The organism is Phycisphaera sp., from assembly GCA_025916675.1.
Lineage (GTDB): Bacteria > Planctomycetota > Phycisphaerae > Phycisphaerales > UBA1924 > JAHCJI01.
This window is the reverse complement of sequence record CP098402.1, coordinates 2,443,494-2,457,399: the sequence shown is the minus strand read 5'-3', so window position 1 is coordinate 2,457,399 and position 13,906 is coordinate 2,443,494. Positions and strand designations below refer to the sequence as shown.

Annotated in this window: 15 protein-coding genes; 4 read left to right on the top strand and 11 right to left on the bottom strand. The window is 69.2% G+C overall.

The features are described 5' to 3' along the window. The first annotated feature begins 56 nt into the window (after window positions 1-56). A complete protein-coding gene (locus NCW75_10570) occupies window positions 57-536 on the top strand; it encodes a response regulator (GenBank protein UYV11740.1) in 480 nt (159 codons plus the stop codon). 111 nt (window positions 537-647) lie between these two features. On the opposite strand, the gene rplT is transcribed toward NCW75_10570, so the two are convergent. The 6 genes from rplT to NCW75_10540 all read right to left on the bottom strand — a co-directional run bounded on the left by rplT (window position 648) and on the right by NCW75_10540 (window position 4,412). Then, window positions 648-1,040 carry a 50S ribosomal protein L20 gene (rplT, locus tag NCW75_10565; GenBank protein ID UYV11739.1) on the bottom strand — a complete coding sequence of 131 codons (393 nt, stop codon included), beginning with the start codon at window positions 1,038-1,040 and terminating at the stop codon, window positions 648-650. A gap of 125 nt (window positions 1,041-1,165) precedes the next feature. Continuing rightward, window positions 1,166-1,450 carry a 50S ribosomal protein L35 gene (gene rpmI, locus NCW75_10560; GenBank protein ID UYV11738.1) on the bottom strand — a complete coding sequence of 95 codons (285 nt, stop codon included), beginning with the start codon at window positions 1,448-1,450 and terminating at the stop codon, window positions 1,166-1,168. Between the two features lie 109 nt (window positions 1,451-1,559). Then, the gene (locus NCW75_10555; protein ID UYV11737.1) at window positions 1,560-2,765 is read right to left on the bottom strand and encodes a hypothetical protein; all 1,206 of its coding nucleotides are present in this window, start codon (window positions 2,763-2,765) and stop codon (window positions 1,560-1,562) included. Window positions 2,766-2,785: 20 nt separating this feature from the next. Then, window positions 2,786-3,415, bottom strand: coding sequence for a sigma-70 family RNA polymerase sigma factor (locus NCW75_10550; protein UYV11736.1), 630 nt, complete (start codon window positions 3,413-3,415; stop codon window positions 2,786-2,788). A gap of 168 nt (window positions 3,416-3,583) precedes the next feature. Then, complete coding sequence (locus NCW75_10545) at window positions 3,584-4,030, bottom strand: hypothetical protein (protein ID UYV11735.1); 447 nt, start codon at window positions 4,028-4,030, stop codon at window positions 3,584-3,586. Between the two features lie 31 nt (window positions 4,031-4,061). After that, window positions 4,062-4,412, bottom strand: coding sequence for a hypothetical protein (locus tag NCW75_10540; GenBank protein UYV11734.1), 351 nt, complete (start codon window positions 4,410-4,412; stop codon window positions 4,062-4,064). 80 nt (window positions 4,413-4,492) lie between these two features. Here NCW75_10540 and NCW75_10535 point away from each other — a divergent pair, with 80 nt between their 5' ends. The 3 genes from NCW75_10535 to NCW75_10525 all read left to right on the top strand — a co-directional run bounded on the left by NCW75_10535 (window position 4,493) and on the right by NCW75_10525 (window position 6,533). Next, the gene (locus tag NCW75_10535; protein ID UYV11733.1) at window positions 4,493-5,089 is read left to right on the top strand and encodes a sigma-70 family RNA polymerase sigma factor; all 597 of its coding nucleotides are present in this window, start codon (window positions 4,493-4,495) and stop codon (window positions 5,087-5,089) included. 89 nt (window positions 5,090-5,178) lie between these two features. Further along, entirely contained in the window at window positions 5,179-5,628 is a 450-nt protein-coding gene (locus tag NCW75_10530; GenBank protein ID UYV11732.1) for a hypothetical protein, read from the top strand. Continuing rightward, entirely contained in the window at window positions 5,628-6,533 is a 906-nt protein-coding gene (locus NCW75_10525) for a hypothetical protein (protein ID UYV11731.1), read from the top strand. The genes NCW75_10530 and NCW75_10525 overlap by 1 nt, the downstream gene beginning before the upstream one ends. A 7-nt stretch (window positions 6,534-6,540) precedes the next feature. Here the strand turns inward: NCW75_10525 and metG are convergent, their stop codons facing one another. The 5 genes from metG to NCW75_10500 are packed head-to-tail and all read right to left on the bottom strand — an operon-like array spanning window position 6,541 to window position 13,905. Further along, complete coding sequence (gene metG, locus NCW75_10520) at window positions 6,541-6,936, bottom strand: methionine--tRNA ligase subunit beta (GenBank protein ID UYV11730.1); 396 nt, start codon at window positions 6,934-6,936, stop codon at window positions 6,541-6,543. 28 nt (window positions 6,937-6,964) lie between these two features. Next, a complete protein-coding gene (locus NCW75_10515; GenBank protein ID UYV11729.1) occupies window positions 6,965-8,011 on the bottom strand; it encodes a hypothetical protein in 1,047 nt (348 codons plus the stop codon). An 8-nt stretch (window positions 8,012-8,019) separates the two neighbouring features. Beyond that, window positions 8,020-10,821 (bottom strand): hypothetical protein, encoded by a 2,802-nt coding sequence (locus NCW75_10510; GenBank protein UYV11728.1) that lies wholly within the window; start codon window positions 10,819-10,821, stop codon window positions 8,020-8,022. Beyond that, the gene (locus NCW75_10505) at window positions 10,818-13,511 is read right to left on the bottom strand and encodes a hypothetical protein (GenBank protein ID UYV11727.1); all 2,694 of its coding nucleotides are present in this window, start codon (window positions 13,509-13,511) and stop codon (window positions 10,818-10,820) included. The genes NCW75_10510 and NCW75_10505 overlap by 4 nt, the downstream gene beginning before the upstream one ends. Then, window positions 13,495-13,905, bottom strand: a complete 411-nt coding sequence (locus tag NCW75_10500; GenBank protein ID UYV11726.1) for a biopolymer transporter ExbD — start codon at window positions 13,903-13,905, stop codon at window positions 13,495-13,497. The genes NCW75_10505 and NCW75_10500 overlap by 17 nt, the downstream gene beginning before the upstream one ends. Between the last annotated feature and the right edge of the window lies 1 nt (window position 13,906).

Here is a 13,906-nt window from a genome sequence, read left to right as displayed (position 1 = left end):
GTCAGGTTAGACCCTGCCTTCCCAGCCCGTGCTATCGTCAGCATTCGGAGGTTCCCATGACCACCACGCCCGATCCCCAAGCCCAGCCGGGCGACACCGCGCAGCTTACCGGCACCGTGCTGGTCGTCGACGATAACGCCCAGAACGCCGAACTGCTCGAGGCCTACCTCGACGACCTGGGCATCTCTGTGGTCGTGGCCCACGACGGGCAGGCCGCCCTCGACGCCGTGGCCAGCGACCCGCCCGATCTGATCCTCATGGACATCATGATGCCCCGTATGAGCGGCTACCAGGCCACCGAGCGGCTCAAGGGCGACCCCAAGACCAAGGACATCCCCATCATCATGGTCACCGCCCTGGGTGAGGTCGGCGACGTCGAGCGGGCGGTCGATTGCGGGGCCGACGACTTCCTGACCAAACCGGTCAACAAGATCGAGCTGCTCACCCGCGTCCGCTCGCTGCTCCGCGTCCGCCAGCTCCAGAGCGACCTGGACAAGGCCCAGAATCAGCTCCGCAAGTTCCTGAGAGAAGATTGATCCCAAACGAGGCCCTGGCGCAAGCCTGGGCTCTTCTTCACTAGCTCACACGCGAGCACAAAAAAGGCCCGGGCTTGTGCCAGGGCCTCGTGTTCAAATTCAACATCCAGCTCACGCCGCGGCGGGCTTGAACTCCCCGGGGTTGCCGGCGGTCGTGTTCTTGAGGGCCGTCTCGACCAGCGTGTCGAACAGCTTGGGGTCCTCGATGGCGATCTGGCTGAGCATCTTGCGGTTCAGCGTGATGCCCGACAGCTTCAGCCCGTTGATGACCACGCTGTAGCGCGTGCCGCGCATCTTGCAGGCCGCGGTGATGCGGGTGATCCAGAGCTTGCGCATGTCGCGCTTACGCAGGCGGCGGTGGGCGTAGGCGAACGCGCCGCCGCGGATGATGGCGTCCTTGGCCAGGTAGCGGTGGTTCTTGCGGGCCCCGTAGTAGCCACGGGCACCGCGGAGGATGCGCTTGCGGGAGCGATTACGAGCGGAGCCAATGCGAACGCGGGGCATATCAGAATCTCCTGCCTCGGTGCGGGGCGGCGGGGTCATCCCGCCGGCTTATGGCCCGCAACGCGGCCAATGCAAGGTTGTCAAAACAGTCCGAATCAAACCGGCCGGGGCCGGATGGTCAGGATTCAGCTCTCGGCGGCCTCGCGCTCGGCGCGACGCTGCTCGGGGCTCGGGCTGCGCTTGATGGTGCTCTTGGGCTGGTTGCGACCGCGCAGGCGACGGAACAGCAGCTTCTCCAGACGCTTGGCGTCCGGGTTGGCCATGATCGGATCCTTGCGCAGGTGGCGCAGACGCTTGCCCGACTTATGCGAACTCAAGTGCTTGTGGTTCGCCGAGCGGTGGCGCACCTTGCCCGACTTGGAGATCCGGATCCGCTTGAGCGTGCCCTTATGGGGCTTGGTCTTCGGCATGGCAATCAACCCTTTCCAGAACCCCCAAGGGGTGGGCCCTGGGGAGCGAGGATGCTAGGCGCGACGACCCACACGGAAAAGGAGATCTATACAGTCGTTCGGTCTCTGATCAGGGAACCAAAAACGCATCTGCCGGCCCATCGGCCGTCTCGCGCCCCCGCAGGGTCGCCCGGCCGTCGCGTTCCAGATCGCGTTCGACGCTGGCGGGCAGCCAGATGTTGTCGCCACTATCCAGAATCGGGCTGTTGAGCCACGCCACCGAGCCGTCGCCGAAGAGCACGTGCTGGCCCCGGCCGCCGAAGTTGCGAGAGTTGGCGTCGGCCCGGGCCGCCTCGCCCCGGCGAGAGGGCGGCACGATCGGCGAGCGATCGGCCAGCAGGGCGCTGGTGGGCGTGATGTCGAAGGCCCGGTTCTGCCCGCCGAACATGTTGCGATAGCTGTACGACACCTCGTCGAGCGAGCGCCAGTCGTCGGCCGCCTCGCCCTTCACGCTCGTGGGCGCTTGCGGGTTGGTCGGGCTGGCGAGCTGGGCGATCTCCACGAAGCCGGCGCTGGCCAGCGTGAACAGGTTGGCCGAATTCGAGTGCTCGGGGTTCTCGCCGACTTCCCACCATGGGTTGCCCGCCAGCGAGGCGCTGGCCTGAGGCAGCGAGCCGTAGTTCGAGGCGTACGCCGCCATGCCGTTGCCCGCGGCGGCCATGCGTGCCGAACTGATGGTCTTGTAATGGGCCTCGCGCATCGAGGTCAGCATGGGCCAGATCACCGACACGCCCACCACCAGTACCGCGGCGATCGACATCAGGTCGGCCATGCGGATGCGGCCGGCGATCTCGGGCTGCGGCTCGGTCTCGCTCCGCTTGGTCGGGGTCTCGGCCACCTTGGTCATGAGCCGGTCGACCATGTCGCCCGACACCTCGGGCTCGGGGCCCTGGCTCACCAGCGTGGCCAGGCCGTGCAGCTTCTGAGCCCGCTCGCGCAGGGCTGCCGGCACGCGCTCGACGCGGCCGCCGGCCAGCATCCAGGCGTCGAGCGCCTCGGCGTCCATGGGTGTGAGCTCGGGCGTCTCGTCGGGAACCTCAGTAATCGCCTGCGAGCCCGTCGCCCGCATGATCCGCAGCATCGTCAGGTCAGTCAGCGTCGCATCGGCCGAGATCGCGCTCTCGGCGTTCAGCAGTCCCAAGAGCTCGGCGAGCCGCTGGTCACGGGCATCGCCGGGCGCTTCGCCGGCCATCCAGCGATCGACGGCTTGCGCGTCGGCATCGCCCAGCCGGGCCTCGGTCCAATTCGTTGGTGTGTCGTCCTGATTCGGGTTCACGATGCGCTCCCCTTCGAATCTCAGTCGGTCTCTCGATCGCTCTGGGCCTGCCCCGTCTCGCTCAGATTCCGCTCGTGCATCACGGCCTTCCAGTGCTTGCCGAACGATGCCACGGCGGCGTGCAGGCGGCTCTTGACGGTGCCCAGCGGGATCTCCAGATCGTCGGCGATCTGGGCATAGCTCAGCCGCTGGAAGTACGCCAGCAGGAGGATCTCCCGTAGCGTGGGCGAGAGCCGTTGCACCGCGTCCTGCACAAGCCCCTCCAGTTCCTGGCGTTCCAGCCCCGCCTCGGGCGGGGGCAACTCGACCGTCAGCAGGTCGATGAACGTCGTCCCCTCGCCGTCGCTGGCGATCGGCGCGTTCAGTTCGCTCGCCGGCCGCCTGCCCTTCTTACGCAGGTAGTCGCGCCCCTTGTTCGCCGCGATCGTGAATAACCACGGCTTGAACCTCCGAGAAGTGTCAAAACTGGCCGCCGACGTATGCACCTGCAGGAACGTGTCCTGAAAAACGTCCTCGGCGGCGTGTGCCGAGCCGGTGAGGCGGTAGAGGAACCGGACCAGATCGTTCCGATAACGATCGACCAATTGTCGGAACGCCTCCAGGTCTCCTGCGCGATACTGCTCGAATAGCCGCTCGTCGGGTTCTGGCAAGTGGGGCTCCGGCGGTGGGGCGGGCTCGGGCGTGGGTGCAAAGGCATCGTGCCCTTGGTGGTAAACGCCTACGCATCGACCGACGCAGCCGTTCGCCGCGAGTTTGGGATGCGGTGCAGGTTCTGGCGATGCTAGGGATGGTCTGGATTGGCGACCAAAACCTGTCCCTCAACGTGCCAAGGCTCTCTTTCGCCACCCACAAAACAACAGCGTACCTACAGCCACCGCAATCGGAATGAGCACACAAGCACCCAATCCAAGGTGGACGTAGGCCGCAGGTATGCCGGAGATCGGCATCGATCGTGGGCTGGCACCGGCGACATGGGTCTGGAGGTAGGCATCAATTTGCGGCCGAGAAACCCCAACCTGGTCCTCCGCATACACCTGAGATGCAGTGTCGATTCGATGCAAATTGACGACCGAGGGCGTCATCTGATTCCGTTCGGCGATGATGAACTGCGTGCCATCGGTTGCCCACCATTGGCACAAGTCATAGTCCAAGATTGCGATCGTGGAAAATTTGTAATGGATGATGACGTAGCCATCTCGTTCAACAATCAGGTAGTCGCCACCGATTCTGCGATGAGTTTCCACAACGTTGGTCCATACGCTCATGAGTTGCGTAGGTGCGGTGCCGCTTGCGGGCCTATAGGACCACGCCCGCCTCCACCACCACCTCACCCACCGTCCTCACCATCCTCAACGGCCCATCCACCGGGAACAACTCCCGCCCCTCGGCCCGCAGCGGCACCGCCGGCCCGTTCTCGTAGGCGGCGAAGGCCTCGGCCGACTCGAACAGGTAGCGGCAGTCGACGACGATGGGCTCGCCGGGGGCCTTGGGGTCGATCCGTACAATCTGGGCGCTCAGGCCGCCCGAGTTGACCACGTCGGCGGCGTGGCCGGCCGTGCCCTTGGCGGGGTCGGGCGAGAGCCAGTCGATGAACCGCTGGGCCTCGGCGGGGTCGGTGGTGGTGGCGGTCACGGTGAAGGCGAGCATGGTGCTCAGGCTAGCCGTCGGCCGATGCAATCGGTGCTCGGGTGTGGCGTTTGCTCCCCGGGGCAGGAAATCGAGCGGGAATGCCCAGCCAGGACCGAGAAGGCCAACCCGATCCATCGCCGGACGACACCCACGTCCGCGAACTGGTCGTGCGCGCTGGCGAGGGCGACGAGGACGCCTGGCGGGAACTGGTCAACGCCTACGCCCGCCGCGTCTACGGCCTGCTCCGCAGCCGCTCGTGCGACCCGGCCCGGGCCGAGGAGATCACCCAGAGCGTGTTCGTGACCGTGGCCCGGGTGCTGGGCAAGGGGCAGTACACCGAGCAGGGCCGCTTCGACGCCTGGCTCTTCCGCGTAGCGATGAATCGCCTGCGTGACGACGCCCGGGCCCGCAAGCGGCGGGCGACCCACGCCCTGGGCGACGCCGCGGCGGGCCTGGAGGCCAGCGAGCCCGCCGGCCCCCCGCCCGAGACCGGCGAGCTGCACGCCGCCCTAGAGGGCCTGGCCCCGGCCGACCGCGAGGTCATCGAGCTGCGGCATCGGGCCGACATGAGCTTCAAGCAGATCGCCGAGGTGCTCGGGCAGCCCCTGGGCACCGTGCTGGCCCGCCACCACCGGGCCCTGCGGAAGCTGCGAACGGTGATGGAGGCGGCCAATACGACGGGATCGACGGCTTAGGGTTGTCTCAAAGCGGTTTTGGGACGCCAGAGCGTGCATTATTTCCGAGGTTCGAGCGTTTAACAGGTAGGTAGATTCGGAGGGGTTTCATGGCATCGAGGCACGAGGACATCCCAAGCGAACTGCACGACGTGGCCGACCAGGTCCGCGCGCTGCCCAGCGACGCGGCCGACGGGCTCGAGGCCCGCACGTTCGAGGCTTCCGTTGCCGCGCTCCGCGAGGAACCCGAGGGCGGCGGTGTGGTCGGTCGCATCGGCTTCGCCCGCTGGATGGCGCCCGTCGCCGCCGCCGCGGTGGTCGGGCTGCTGGCCTGGGCCGGTGCGGCGTGGCTGGTGCCACCCACCACGACCTCCGTTGATCCCAACCCCGTTTCAACCGTTGCGCTCGACGACCACGTGAGCGACATTCTGGAGTACGCCGACCTGTTCACCGACTCGTCGTGGAGCGAGACGCTCGCCGAGGATGTCGAAGAACTGGACGACGCGTGGGAGCCCACGATCGAATCGTGGTCGATCGACGGCGAACTGGGGGCCGGCTGATGGCACGGGCACACCGCAAGATGTTGGCGACCGCGATCCTTGCCGTCTTCGCGGCTCATCCGCTCGCGATGGCGCAGGGCGAACGCCCCCAGCGACCCGTCGCGCAAGAACGCGGGGAGAGCGACCCGGCCCGGCTGGTCGCGCTGGTTGATCGCCGGATCGAACAGACCGAACGCCAGCGGGACCGGCTGCGAGAGATCAAGCGACGCCTGGCCGATGGCGAGTCCGCCGCGACCATCCTGGCCGAGATGCGTGAGCGTGGCGAGCTGACCCTGCTCGGAGAGTGGGGCAGGGGTGGCGACCGCGACGGCCAGCGCGGTCCACGTGATAGCGGCGAGCAACGCCGGCTGGAAGACGTCACCGACGAGGAACTCACCCGTTGGCGCGACACGGTCGTGGTATTCTTCGAGGAGCACGCGCCCGAGATGGCCGAACGGCTCCGCAAGGAGGGCGACTCCGAAGACGCCAGGCGCGCCGTCCTCCGCCTCCACCGCGAGGTCGACCGGCTGATCGAGCTGCGCGACAAGGACTCCGACGAGTTCCGGCCCGCTCTCGACCGCCTTCGCAACGGCATGCGCATCGCCGATGTATTGGGCAAAGTCCGCGACGCCGCCCATGGAGGCACCCTGACCGCCGACCTGCTGCGCACGCTGCGACGCGACCTGACCGACATCGTGACCAAGCAGTACGACACGCAGCTCGAACAGCGTGCCAAGTGGCTCGCCCGCATGGGCCAGCGGCTCGATGGCGCTGAGGAGAAGCTCGAGCGCGAGCGTGCCGAACGGTCGCAACGCATTGAGGCCCAGGTGCAGGCGATGATCGATCGGGCGATGAAGCCCAAGGACGAGCGTCAGCCATCGGCCAAAGGGCGTCAAGACGACACGGCCCGTCGCCGGCCGCGCTGAATCAGACTTAGCTCACGATCGAACCCGGCGGCAGGTCGGCCATGGGGCTCAGCAGCACCACGGTGCGCTCTTCCTGGCCCTTGGCCGCATCGCTGCCGGCCAGCAGCATGCCGCGGCTTTCCTCGCCTCGCAACTGCCTCGGTGCGAGGTTGGCGACGATCACGATGCTCCTGCCAACCAGTTCTTCGGGCGCGTAGTGGCCCTTGATGCCCGCGCAGATCTGCCTCGGGGTGCCGCTGCCGTCGTCGAGCTTGAGCATCAGCAGCCGGTCGGCCTTGGGGTGGTCGCCGGCTTCCAGGATCTTCGCCACGCGCAGGTCGACGCGTGCGAAGTCCTCGAACACGATCTGGGGCTTGAAGGGCGACTCGGTCTCGGTCGCGGCGGTCTCGGGCGCGTCGGTCATGGGTCTTAGCTCCTTGGTGGGAGCCAGTCTACGGCCCGGGCGTTGGCTCTTCTGCCGGCGGGTCTTGGGTTGGGGCCGGTGAGGCCGGCGGCTCGAACCACACGCCGCCGCGCCACAGCCGCTTGGCAGTATCGGTGCCGTAGCGGGCGATCAGCAGCTCGGGCACGCGATCCGGGTCCGGGTCGAGCAGCGGCGCACCGCCATCGGCCGCGATCTGGGCGCCCCAGCTCTGGTGGATGCCCCGCAGCAAGCGGCTCTCGAAGCGCAGCTGGTTGAGGAACTCCTGCTCGCTCATGGGCGGGCCGGGATTGCCCCGGCAGCTCGGGCACAGGTGGGTCTCGATGCCATCCTCGCCGCGCCGCGTGATGACCCGCGAGCCGCCGCATTCCAGGTCGGGCCAGTCTCTTAGGGCGCGCTCGAAGCGGTTCAGCCCGCTCAGCCCGCCAGTGCCGCCAAGCAGCCGGCCGTAGCGATCGAATACCTGGTGGACGGCCGGATCCTCGTAGATGCGTCCGGCCCGGCGTCCCTCGCCCGAGCGAGCCAGGCCCAGCGCGTTCGCGGCGGCCACGGCAACGTCCGGGGCGATGGCCAGCGTCGTGACACCCGCGCCCTCGCCGCGTGTGGCGCGTGGGTCGACAAGACCAGCAACCGCGTAGAGCCAGGCCGACCCCTCGTCCGAGACCTCGAGCGAGGCCAGGCCGAGGCACGCGCCCGCGATCACCTCGGGCCGCGCGCGTGTCTCGCGTTCGAGGTCGTAGGCCACGGCGTACAGGTGGCGCGCCAGATCGCGGTCTTCGGGCGAGCCGGTTTCCGAAGCCACCTCCTCGCCCAGCTCGATGTATGCCATCGCGTCGCTCGCGTCGAGGTCGGCGAGCCGCTCGCGCAGGTCGGCGATGCGGTCCATCGCGGTGCGCATCGGGGTCGGCTCCGGCTCGGCCTGCTCGGACGGCTCTTCGGGTTGCGGCTCTTCGGCTTGCGGGTCTTCGACCGGCGGGGCGAAGTCCTGGGCCAGGGCCGCCCCGGGTAACAGGATCGCGATCAGGACGCACAGCGTAAGCCTCTTTGCGAGGTTCATGGTGGGTCTCATTGCGGGCCTCCGGTTGCCGCCTCGGACAATCTGAGCCGCCAGGACTCAAGCCGGGCGCGCTCGACGATGGAGACCTGCGCGAGCACGCCGCGCGCCTCACGCCTGGCATCCTGCATCTTCGTGAGCTCGTCGGCCAGTCGCATCGCCAGCGACGGGCGCTCGGCTGCGGTGTTGTACAGCGTGATCTCGACGAGCGCGAACTGGTACGCGGCGAACCATTGCACGCGGCCCTGGGCCAGCCTCGTGCGGCCGGCCAGGCGGCGGTCGACCTCGCCGGGGCTCCAAGGCCAGATGGCCGGTGGCACGAGGCGGTCGGCCCTCTGGCGGGCACGGTTCCACAGCAACTCAGCCGAGAGCTCGGGCGGGTTGTCGCTCTGCGCCGCCGAGCCGGTTGCCAGGCTCCGGGTGTAGGCCTGGGCGATGGCCTCGGCGGCGCGGTCGATGCGGGCCAGGCCGCCCTCCGAGGCCATGAGCTGCAAGAGCCGTTCGACGAGCGTCCGCCGCGCGACGAGCTCCCAAGCGTCGTCCGACGGGAGGCGCACGCCGGTGACCATCTCGACCATCTCGCGGCGCCGCATGTCGGCCCCGGGCAGCGGGAAGGTCTCGAGCACGGCGGCGATGACCACCGGCTTGCTCGCGTACCCGCCGAGCAGGTTGCCCGCACGCTCGCGTACGTCGATGGTCTTGCCGCGAAGGAACGCCTCGGCGATGAGTTCGGCCTCGACCGCGTGCGTGGGCCCCCGCCTGGCGAGTTCGTCCAGCAGGTCGGCCTTCAACTCGGGGCGCCGCTGCGACAGATACCGCAGCGCCCAGGGGCTCGGGTCGCTGTGGCTGGCCAAATAGATCGATCGCGTGCCGGCGGTCGTCTGGGCGGGGCCGCCGCCGAGCCCATCGCGGAGGTTCATCAGGATCGTGTCGGCCTCGTTGGCCTGGCCCTGCCAGAGGAGCGTGGCGGCCGCACTCAGGCGCGCCGAGACGGCGGCGTCGACGGCGAGCGTCGCTGGGGTGTTCTCGGGCTGGGCCTCAAGGTGGCGCCGGGCCTCGCCCAGCCAGCGGTTGGCGACCTCGCCGTGTGCCATGGCCGACTGCACGTTCCACGCGGCGGCGAAGCGGTCCCGCACTTGCGAGCGTTGCGCCGGGCTGGCCAAGACCGGCAGCACCATGGTTGGGTCGACACCCGGAGCGCCCGAGGCGGTGGCCAGCACGTTGGTCAGGGCGTGCAGGTCGGCGATGGTGATCGCCGGGTCGTCAAACCAGGCCAGCAGCCGCCCCCGTGACTCGTCCTGGGGACGCCACTGCAGCGACACCACCAGCCGGCGCACGATCTGGAACACACGCTCGTCGGTCGGGTCGGGCCCGCTTAGCAGCACGGCCTCGAGCCCGGCCAGCAACAGGCGATGGCCCAACGCCGGCTCGGATGCCGCCAGCCCCTGGACGCACGCGAGCCAAGCCTCCCACGCCTTCGGATCGGCGTTGAAGCTGCCCGCTTCGGACAAGGTTGCAAGCTCTGCCCGCAGCGCCACCGTCACGCCCGCAGCAAAGTCGCCCACCGCGCGTGCTTCGAGCGGGGCCTCGGCCAGGATGAAGCTCCGCAGCCCCTCGACGGCCGGTGCCGGCAGGTTCTGCTCCTTCGACAGCCGCACGATGGCGCCCACCTGCCACGTGCGAGCGGCCAGGGTGGGCTCGCCGTCGCCCTCGGCTATTGGGGCCACGAGGAATCCAACAACCCGTTGCGTGGTCGCGGGATCCTCGCGGACCAGGTACAAGTGATCGATGACCTGCCCGAGTGCTGCTTGTTGCTGGTCGGGGCGCACGCGCGGCCAGTTGTTGGCGAGTGTTCTGACCGCACGCTCGAACACGGCCTGGGCCGAGGGGTTGCCCTTCTTGCGGCGTTCGGCGGCCAGGCGGAGGTCGGTCACGATGGTGTCGATCTTTGTGTCGGGGGTCGTGCTCTGCTGGCGTTGGGGTTCGGCCGGTCGCTGGGCTTCGGCGATCGCCGCGTCTCGCTCTGCGGGCGTCGGGCCGGAGGGGGTGGCGATCGGCGCGGGCTGCTCGGCCGCAGCGGCCTGCTGGGCCGCTTGCCCGGAGTTTCGCATCACCGGGATGGCGATGAGCACCGCCGCCGCAGCGACGAGCGTGAGCACGACGGCCACCGCCATCGCGCCGAGCAACGCGAGGTCGTTGTTGCCCGAGTGAACGAGCGCGTGCTCCGCGGGCGAATACTGGCCGGGATCGGAAACGCCGTCATCCACCGCACCCGATCCGTTGCCCGACGGCGCGACGGCCGGCCCGCTCTGGCGGGCGAGGCGCGTGAGGGCCACGGCCAGGTCGTCGCCCGTGAGCCCGCGCGCGTGGGCCAGCATCGACAAGTGCCGCATGGTCGTCGCGTTCCACCCGCCGTGCGCGCCGAGCGCGAGCACGGCGTCCTGCTGCAGGGCCAGGTGCGCGGGCGGCAATGCATGCGGGCGAGACCATCGCGCGGGAAGATCGGTTGGCTGGTCGGGCTCGACGCCGAAGCTGGTCGACCGCCGCCGGCTTCCGAGCAGCTGCGCGGCGGCGGCGTGCAGCGCGAGCCGGGCTTCGTCGCCCAAGGGCGTGCCGCCGTACCGGTGGGCGTTGACCTTCGCAAGACGCTCGTTGAGGGCGGCGACGATTTCGCCGTCGTCGGTCCGGTCGGGATCGACGCCGATCAGGCCGGCGGCGTCGACATCGGGCGCAAGGCCCAGGATTCCCGCGATCGCGGCCTCGCGCGGGGTGGGCCGCGGCCCTGCGGGCGGTGGTGGTGGGGTTCCGCTCACGGGGCGTCCTCCAACGCCGGTGGCGGCAGGTCGTGGCCGCGTTCGAGGCTCGTGAGCAGTTCGGCCAGGCGGGTGGCCCACGGTTCGGGTGCGCCCGGGTACAGCAGCAGGTGCTGGCGCAGCGCGTCGATGGCTCGCGGCGCGTCCTCTTTGCCCAGCAATCGCGCCGACTCGTAGCGGGCCCGCAACCCCATCGCCGACTCTTCGGGCGCCCCCGCCAGCAAGCGCCGCCAGGCGTCGAGCGCGTCGCCCGGCCGGCCGGCCATCTCGCTGGCGTAGGCGAACCGCGAGAGCGAGAACGCATCGGCCACGTCGGCGGCGACCAGCCGCCCATCGATCGCGACGACCAGATCGAGCATCTCGCGTTGTGCTTGTTCGAGGCCTTCGCCGCGAGCCAGCACCCAGGCCGCCCGCGCCACGGTCGTGTGGACGCCAAAGGCTTGCGGGGTGGCGAGCGTGGCGTCGTCGCTGCCCATCTCGGCGATGACCGGCCGGCCGAATTCCACCACCTGCTCGGCGTAGCGGACGTCGGATGGCGTGTCGCGGAATCGTTCGGCGGCCCACGCGTACATCGCGCGCTGCGAGAGGATCTTGAACGCGCCGTCCGCGTCATCGAACGTGCGGGCCAGCCGGCGAGCCTCTTCGACCTCGTCTCGCGCGAGCGCGACCTGCAGGCGGCGATACGCGATCTCGGATTCGATGGTCTCGGGGGGTGAGCCGACGCGCAGGCGGAGTTCCTGCACCGTGTCCAGGAGTGCTTCGGCCCGATCGAGGTCGGGCACGGGCGAGCCCAGGATGACCTGGAGCATCGCGCGGGCCAGGGCCAGCGCGCGATTGGCGGCCTGCGTGGCCGACTCGACGTCGCCCGTGGCGGCGCGGCGGCGATCAATCGAGAGCAGTTCATCGGCAACCGTGAGGTAGCGCAGCGAGGCGGCCGAGCGAGCATCGCCCGTCAGCCGGCGAAGCCTCGCGTAGAGCAAGCGTTCGGCCCGTCGCCGCGCCGCTTCGTACAAGGGCGAATCGGCCTCGACGTTCAGCAGGATCTCGACGGCCTGGGAATCGTCGGCCGAGGCCGCGCCGGCCTGGGCGACCAGCAGGCGCGCCGCACGCTCGGTGCCGGGGAAGCTCTGGAGGTAGAGGGCCACCAACCGATCGCGGCGGGCCTCGATACCGCCCGCGCCCTCGCGGATGGCCGCGTCGAGCGCGACGATCGCGTGCCAGAGCGCGCGTTCGGCCTGTTCGGTGTCATCGGCCGCCTCGTGGGCTTGCTCGAATCGGTCGGTCGCGTCGAGGAAGGCGCCGCCCATGTACGCGGCCATGGCCGCCAGTTGCATGGCCTGCGCACGCTCGCCGGGGAATCGCGCCGCGTCGTCGGCGTCGAGCGCCGCGTCGAGGGCGCGAACGGCGGCGGCGTAGAGGTTCGCGATGGCATCGGTATCGGCGATCTGGCCGTCGGTGTAGCCCGCGGCTTCGTACGCCTCGGTGGCCCGCTCGTAGGCGTTCTGCCCGCGCACGAATGCGAATATGAAGCCCTCGCCTTCGAGCGACGACGTGCCGAACTGCTCGACGAGCGAACGCAGCACGGTCACCTGGTTCTGGCGAACGAGGTCCTGGATGGCGGCGTGGGCGATCTCTTCGAGCACGGAACGATCGCGTGGGCTCAGCCGCCGGCTCGACAACGCCTCCCACGAGATGTGCGCAAGCAGCTGCGATTCGAGCGGTTCGAGCCCGGGCTCACCATCGGCCCGGCGCGAGCGACGCTTGATGTCGCTGTGGTACGACAGGTCTCGCCAGCGTCCGGCCTCGCCCAGCACCAGCAGGCGGCAGACGAACAGCCGCTCGCGGATGCCCTCCGAGAGTGTGCCGGCCGAATCCACCTTCTCGATCCACCGAAGGGCCGTGTCGGCATTGCCAAGCAGGGATTCGCAGAACGCCGCGGCGATGGCCGCATCCGCGACATGGTCGAAGCGCATCAGCCGCTCGTCGGCCCGCTCGATGCTGGCGGGCTTGTTCGTGTCGGCTCCCAGCAGCACGCCAAGGTCCTTGAGCGCATCGCTCGCGTATCGCGTTCCTTCGGTCATGACGGCCAGGTAGTAGCGTGTCCATCCGAGGAGGTAGTGCGCGGTCGAGCGCACGCGCGTGGCGACCTCGTAGACCTCTTGTTGGGCCTCATCCAGGCCGACTGCGGTGCGGCGGCGATCGAGTCGGTAGGCCGAGTCATTGGCCGTCTGGGCGATCGAAGAGAGCTCGGGTACCAGCGCTCGCAGCGTCCGCTCGGCCTCGTCCAGGTCATCCTTAGGCACCTCGTTCAGGCGGGCGCGCTCGGCGACCTCCTTGGCCCACTGGTACCGCGCGCGCACGAGGGCCAGACGCAGATCCCCCGCGACCTCATCGGGAAGCTGCCGAGTCAGCCGTTGGCCGAGTTGCTCGATGTGCTGGCGATCTTCCGGGTTCGCGGCCAAGCCGAGCAACTCGACATAGAGCGCCGCCAGTCGTTTTGCGATGGGCTGGCGTTCGTCGACGGGCGCGTTCTCGAAGCGATACCGCAAGTCGGCCGCCTCGACCTCGCGCAGCTCGTACCGATCGAGGTAGGCCTCGAAACGCTCCTCGTCGCCCTGCGCGTGCGCGGCCCCGGCAACGCACGTCAGCACGAGAGCGAGAGCCGGGATGGTCCTAGTCCGCCGGTACATAGGTCCTCTTCACAAAGCCCGCGTCCAGCGCGTCCTGCATCACGCCCGCCACCGCGGACCACGGGGCCCGATCGGTCACACGCACGAACAAACCGCCCTCCTTGGGTAGTTGTTCGAGCGCGGCGGCCAGTGATTCCCGATCGGCGAACACCCGCGAACCCAGGCGATAGGTCACGGTGCTCCCGGTCAGGTCGATCGTCACGATCTGCGGCTTCAGGTCGCGGGCCTGCCCCGAGCCGCGTTCGCCTTGCAGCGTCGATGCCACGCGGCTCTCGGGCGGCGTGATGGTCGCCGTCACCATGAAGTAGATCAGTAGCAAGAACACCACGTCGATCATCGGCGTCAGCGGCAGCTCGCCCAGCTCACCGCGAGTGCTGGCGGGTCTCACGCGCATC

Bases quoted from the DNA above. Each gene is read 5' to 3' on its own strand.
- NCW75_10570 (UYV11740.1), top strand. From the start codon at position 57: ATGACCACCACGCCCGATCCCCAAGCCCAGCCGGGCGACACCGCGCAG.
- rplT (UYV11739.1), bottom strand. From the start codon at position 1,040: ATGCCCCGCGTTCGCATTGGCTCCGCTCGTAATCGCTCCCGCAAGCGC.
- rpmI (UYV11738.1), bottom strand. From the start codon at position 1,450: ATGCCGAAGACCAAGCCCCATAAGGGCACGCTCAAGCGGATCCGGATC.
- NCW75_10545 (UYV11735.1), bottom strand. From the start codon at position 4,030: ATGAGCGTATGGACCAACGTTGTGGAAACTCATCGCAGAATCGGTGGC.
- NCW75_10540 (UYV11734.1), bottom strand. From the start codon at position 4,412: ATGCTCGCCTTCACCGTGACCGCCACCACCACCGACCCCGCCGAGGCC.
- NCW75_10535 (UYV11733.1), top strand. From the start codon at position 4,493: ATGCCCAGCCAGGACCGAGAAGGCCAACCCGATCCATCGCCGGACGAC.
- NCW75_10530 (UYV11732.1), top strand. From the start codon at position 5,179: ATGGCATCGAGGCACGAGGACATCCCAAGCGAACTGCACGACGTGGCC.
- NCW75_10525 (UYV11731.1), top strand. From the start codon at position 5,628: ATGGCACGGGCACACCGCAAGATGTTGGCGACCGCGATCCTTGCCGTC.
- metG (UYV11730.1), bottom strand. From the start codon at position 6,936: ATGACCGACGCGCCCGAGACCGCCGCGACCGAGACCGAGTCGCCCTTC.
- NCW75_10515 (UYV11729.1), bottom strand. From the start codon at position 8,011: ATGAACCTCGCAAAGAGGCTTACGCTGTGCGTCCTGATCGCGATCCTG.
- NCW75_10505 (UYV11727.1), bottom strand. From the start codon at position 13,511: ATGTACCGGCGGACTAGGACCATCCCGGCTCTCGCTCTCGTGCTGACG.
- NCW75_10500 (UYV11726.1), bottom strand. From the start codon at position 13,905: ATGCGCGTGAGACCCGCCAGCACTCGCGGTGAGCTGGGCGAGCTGCCG.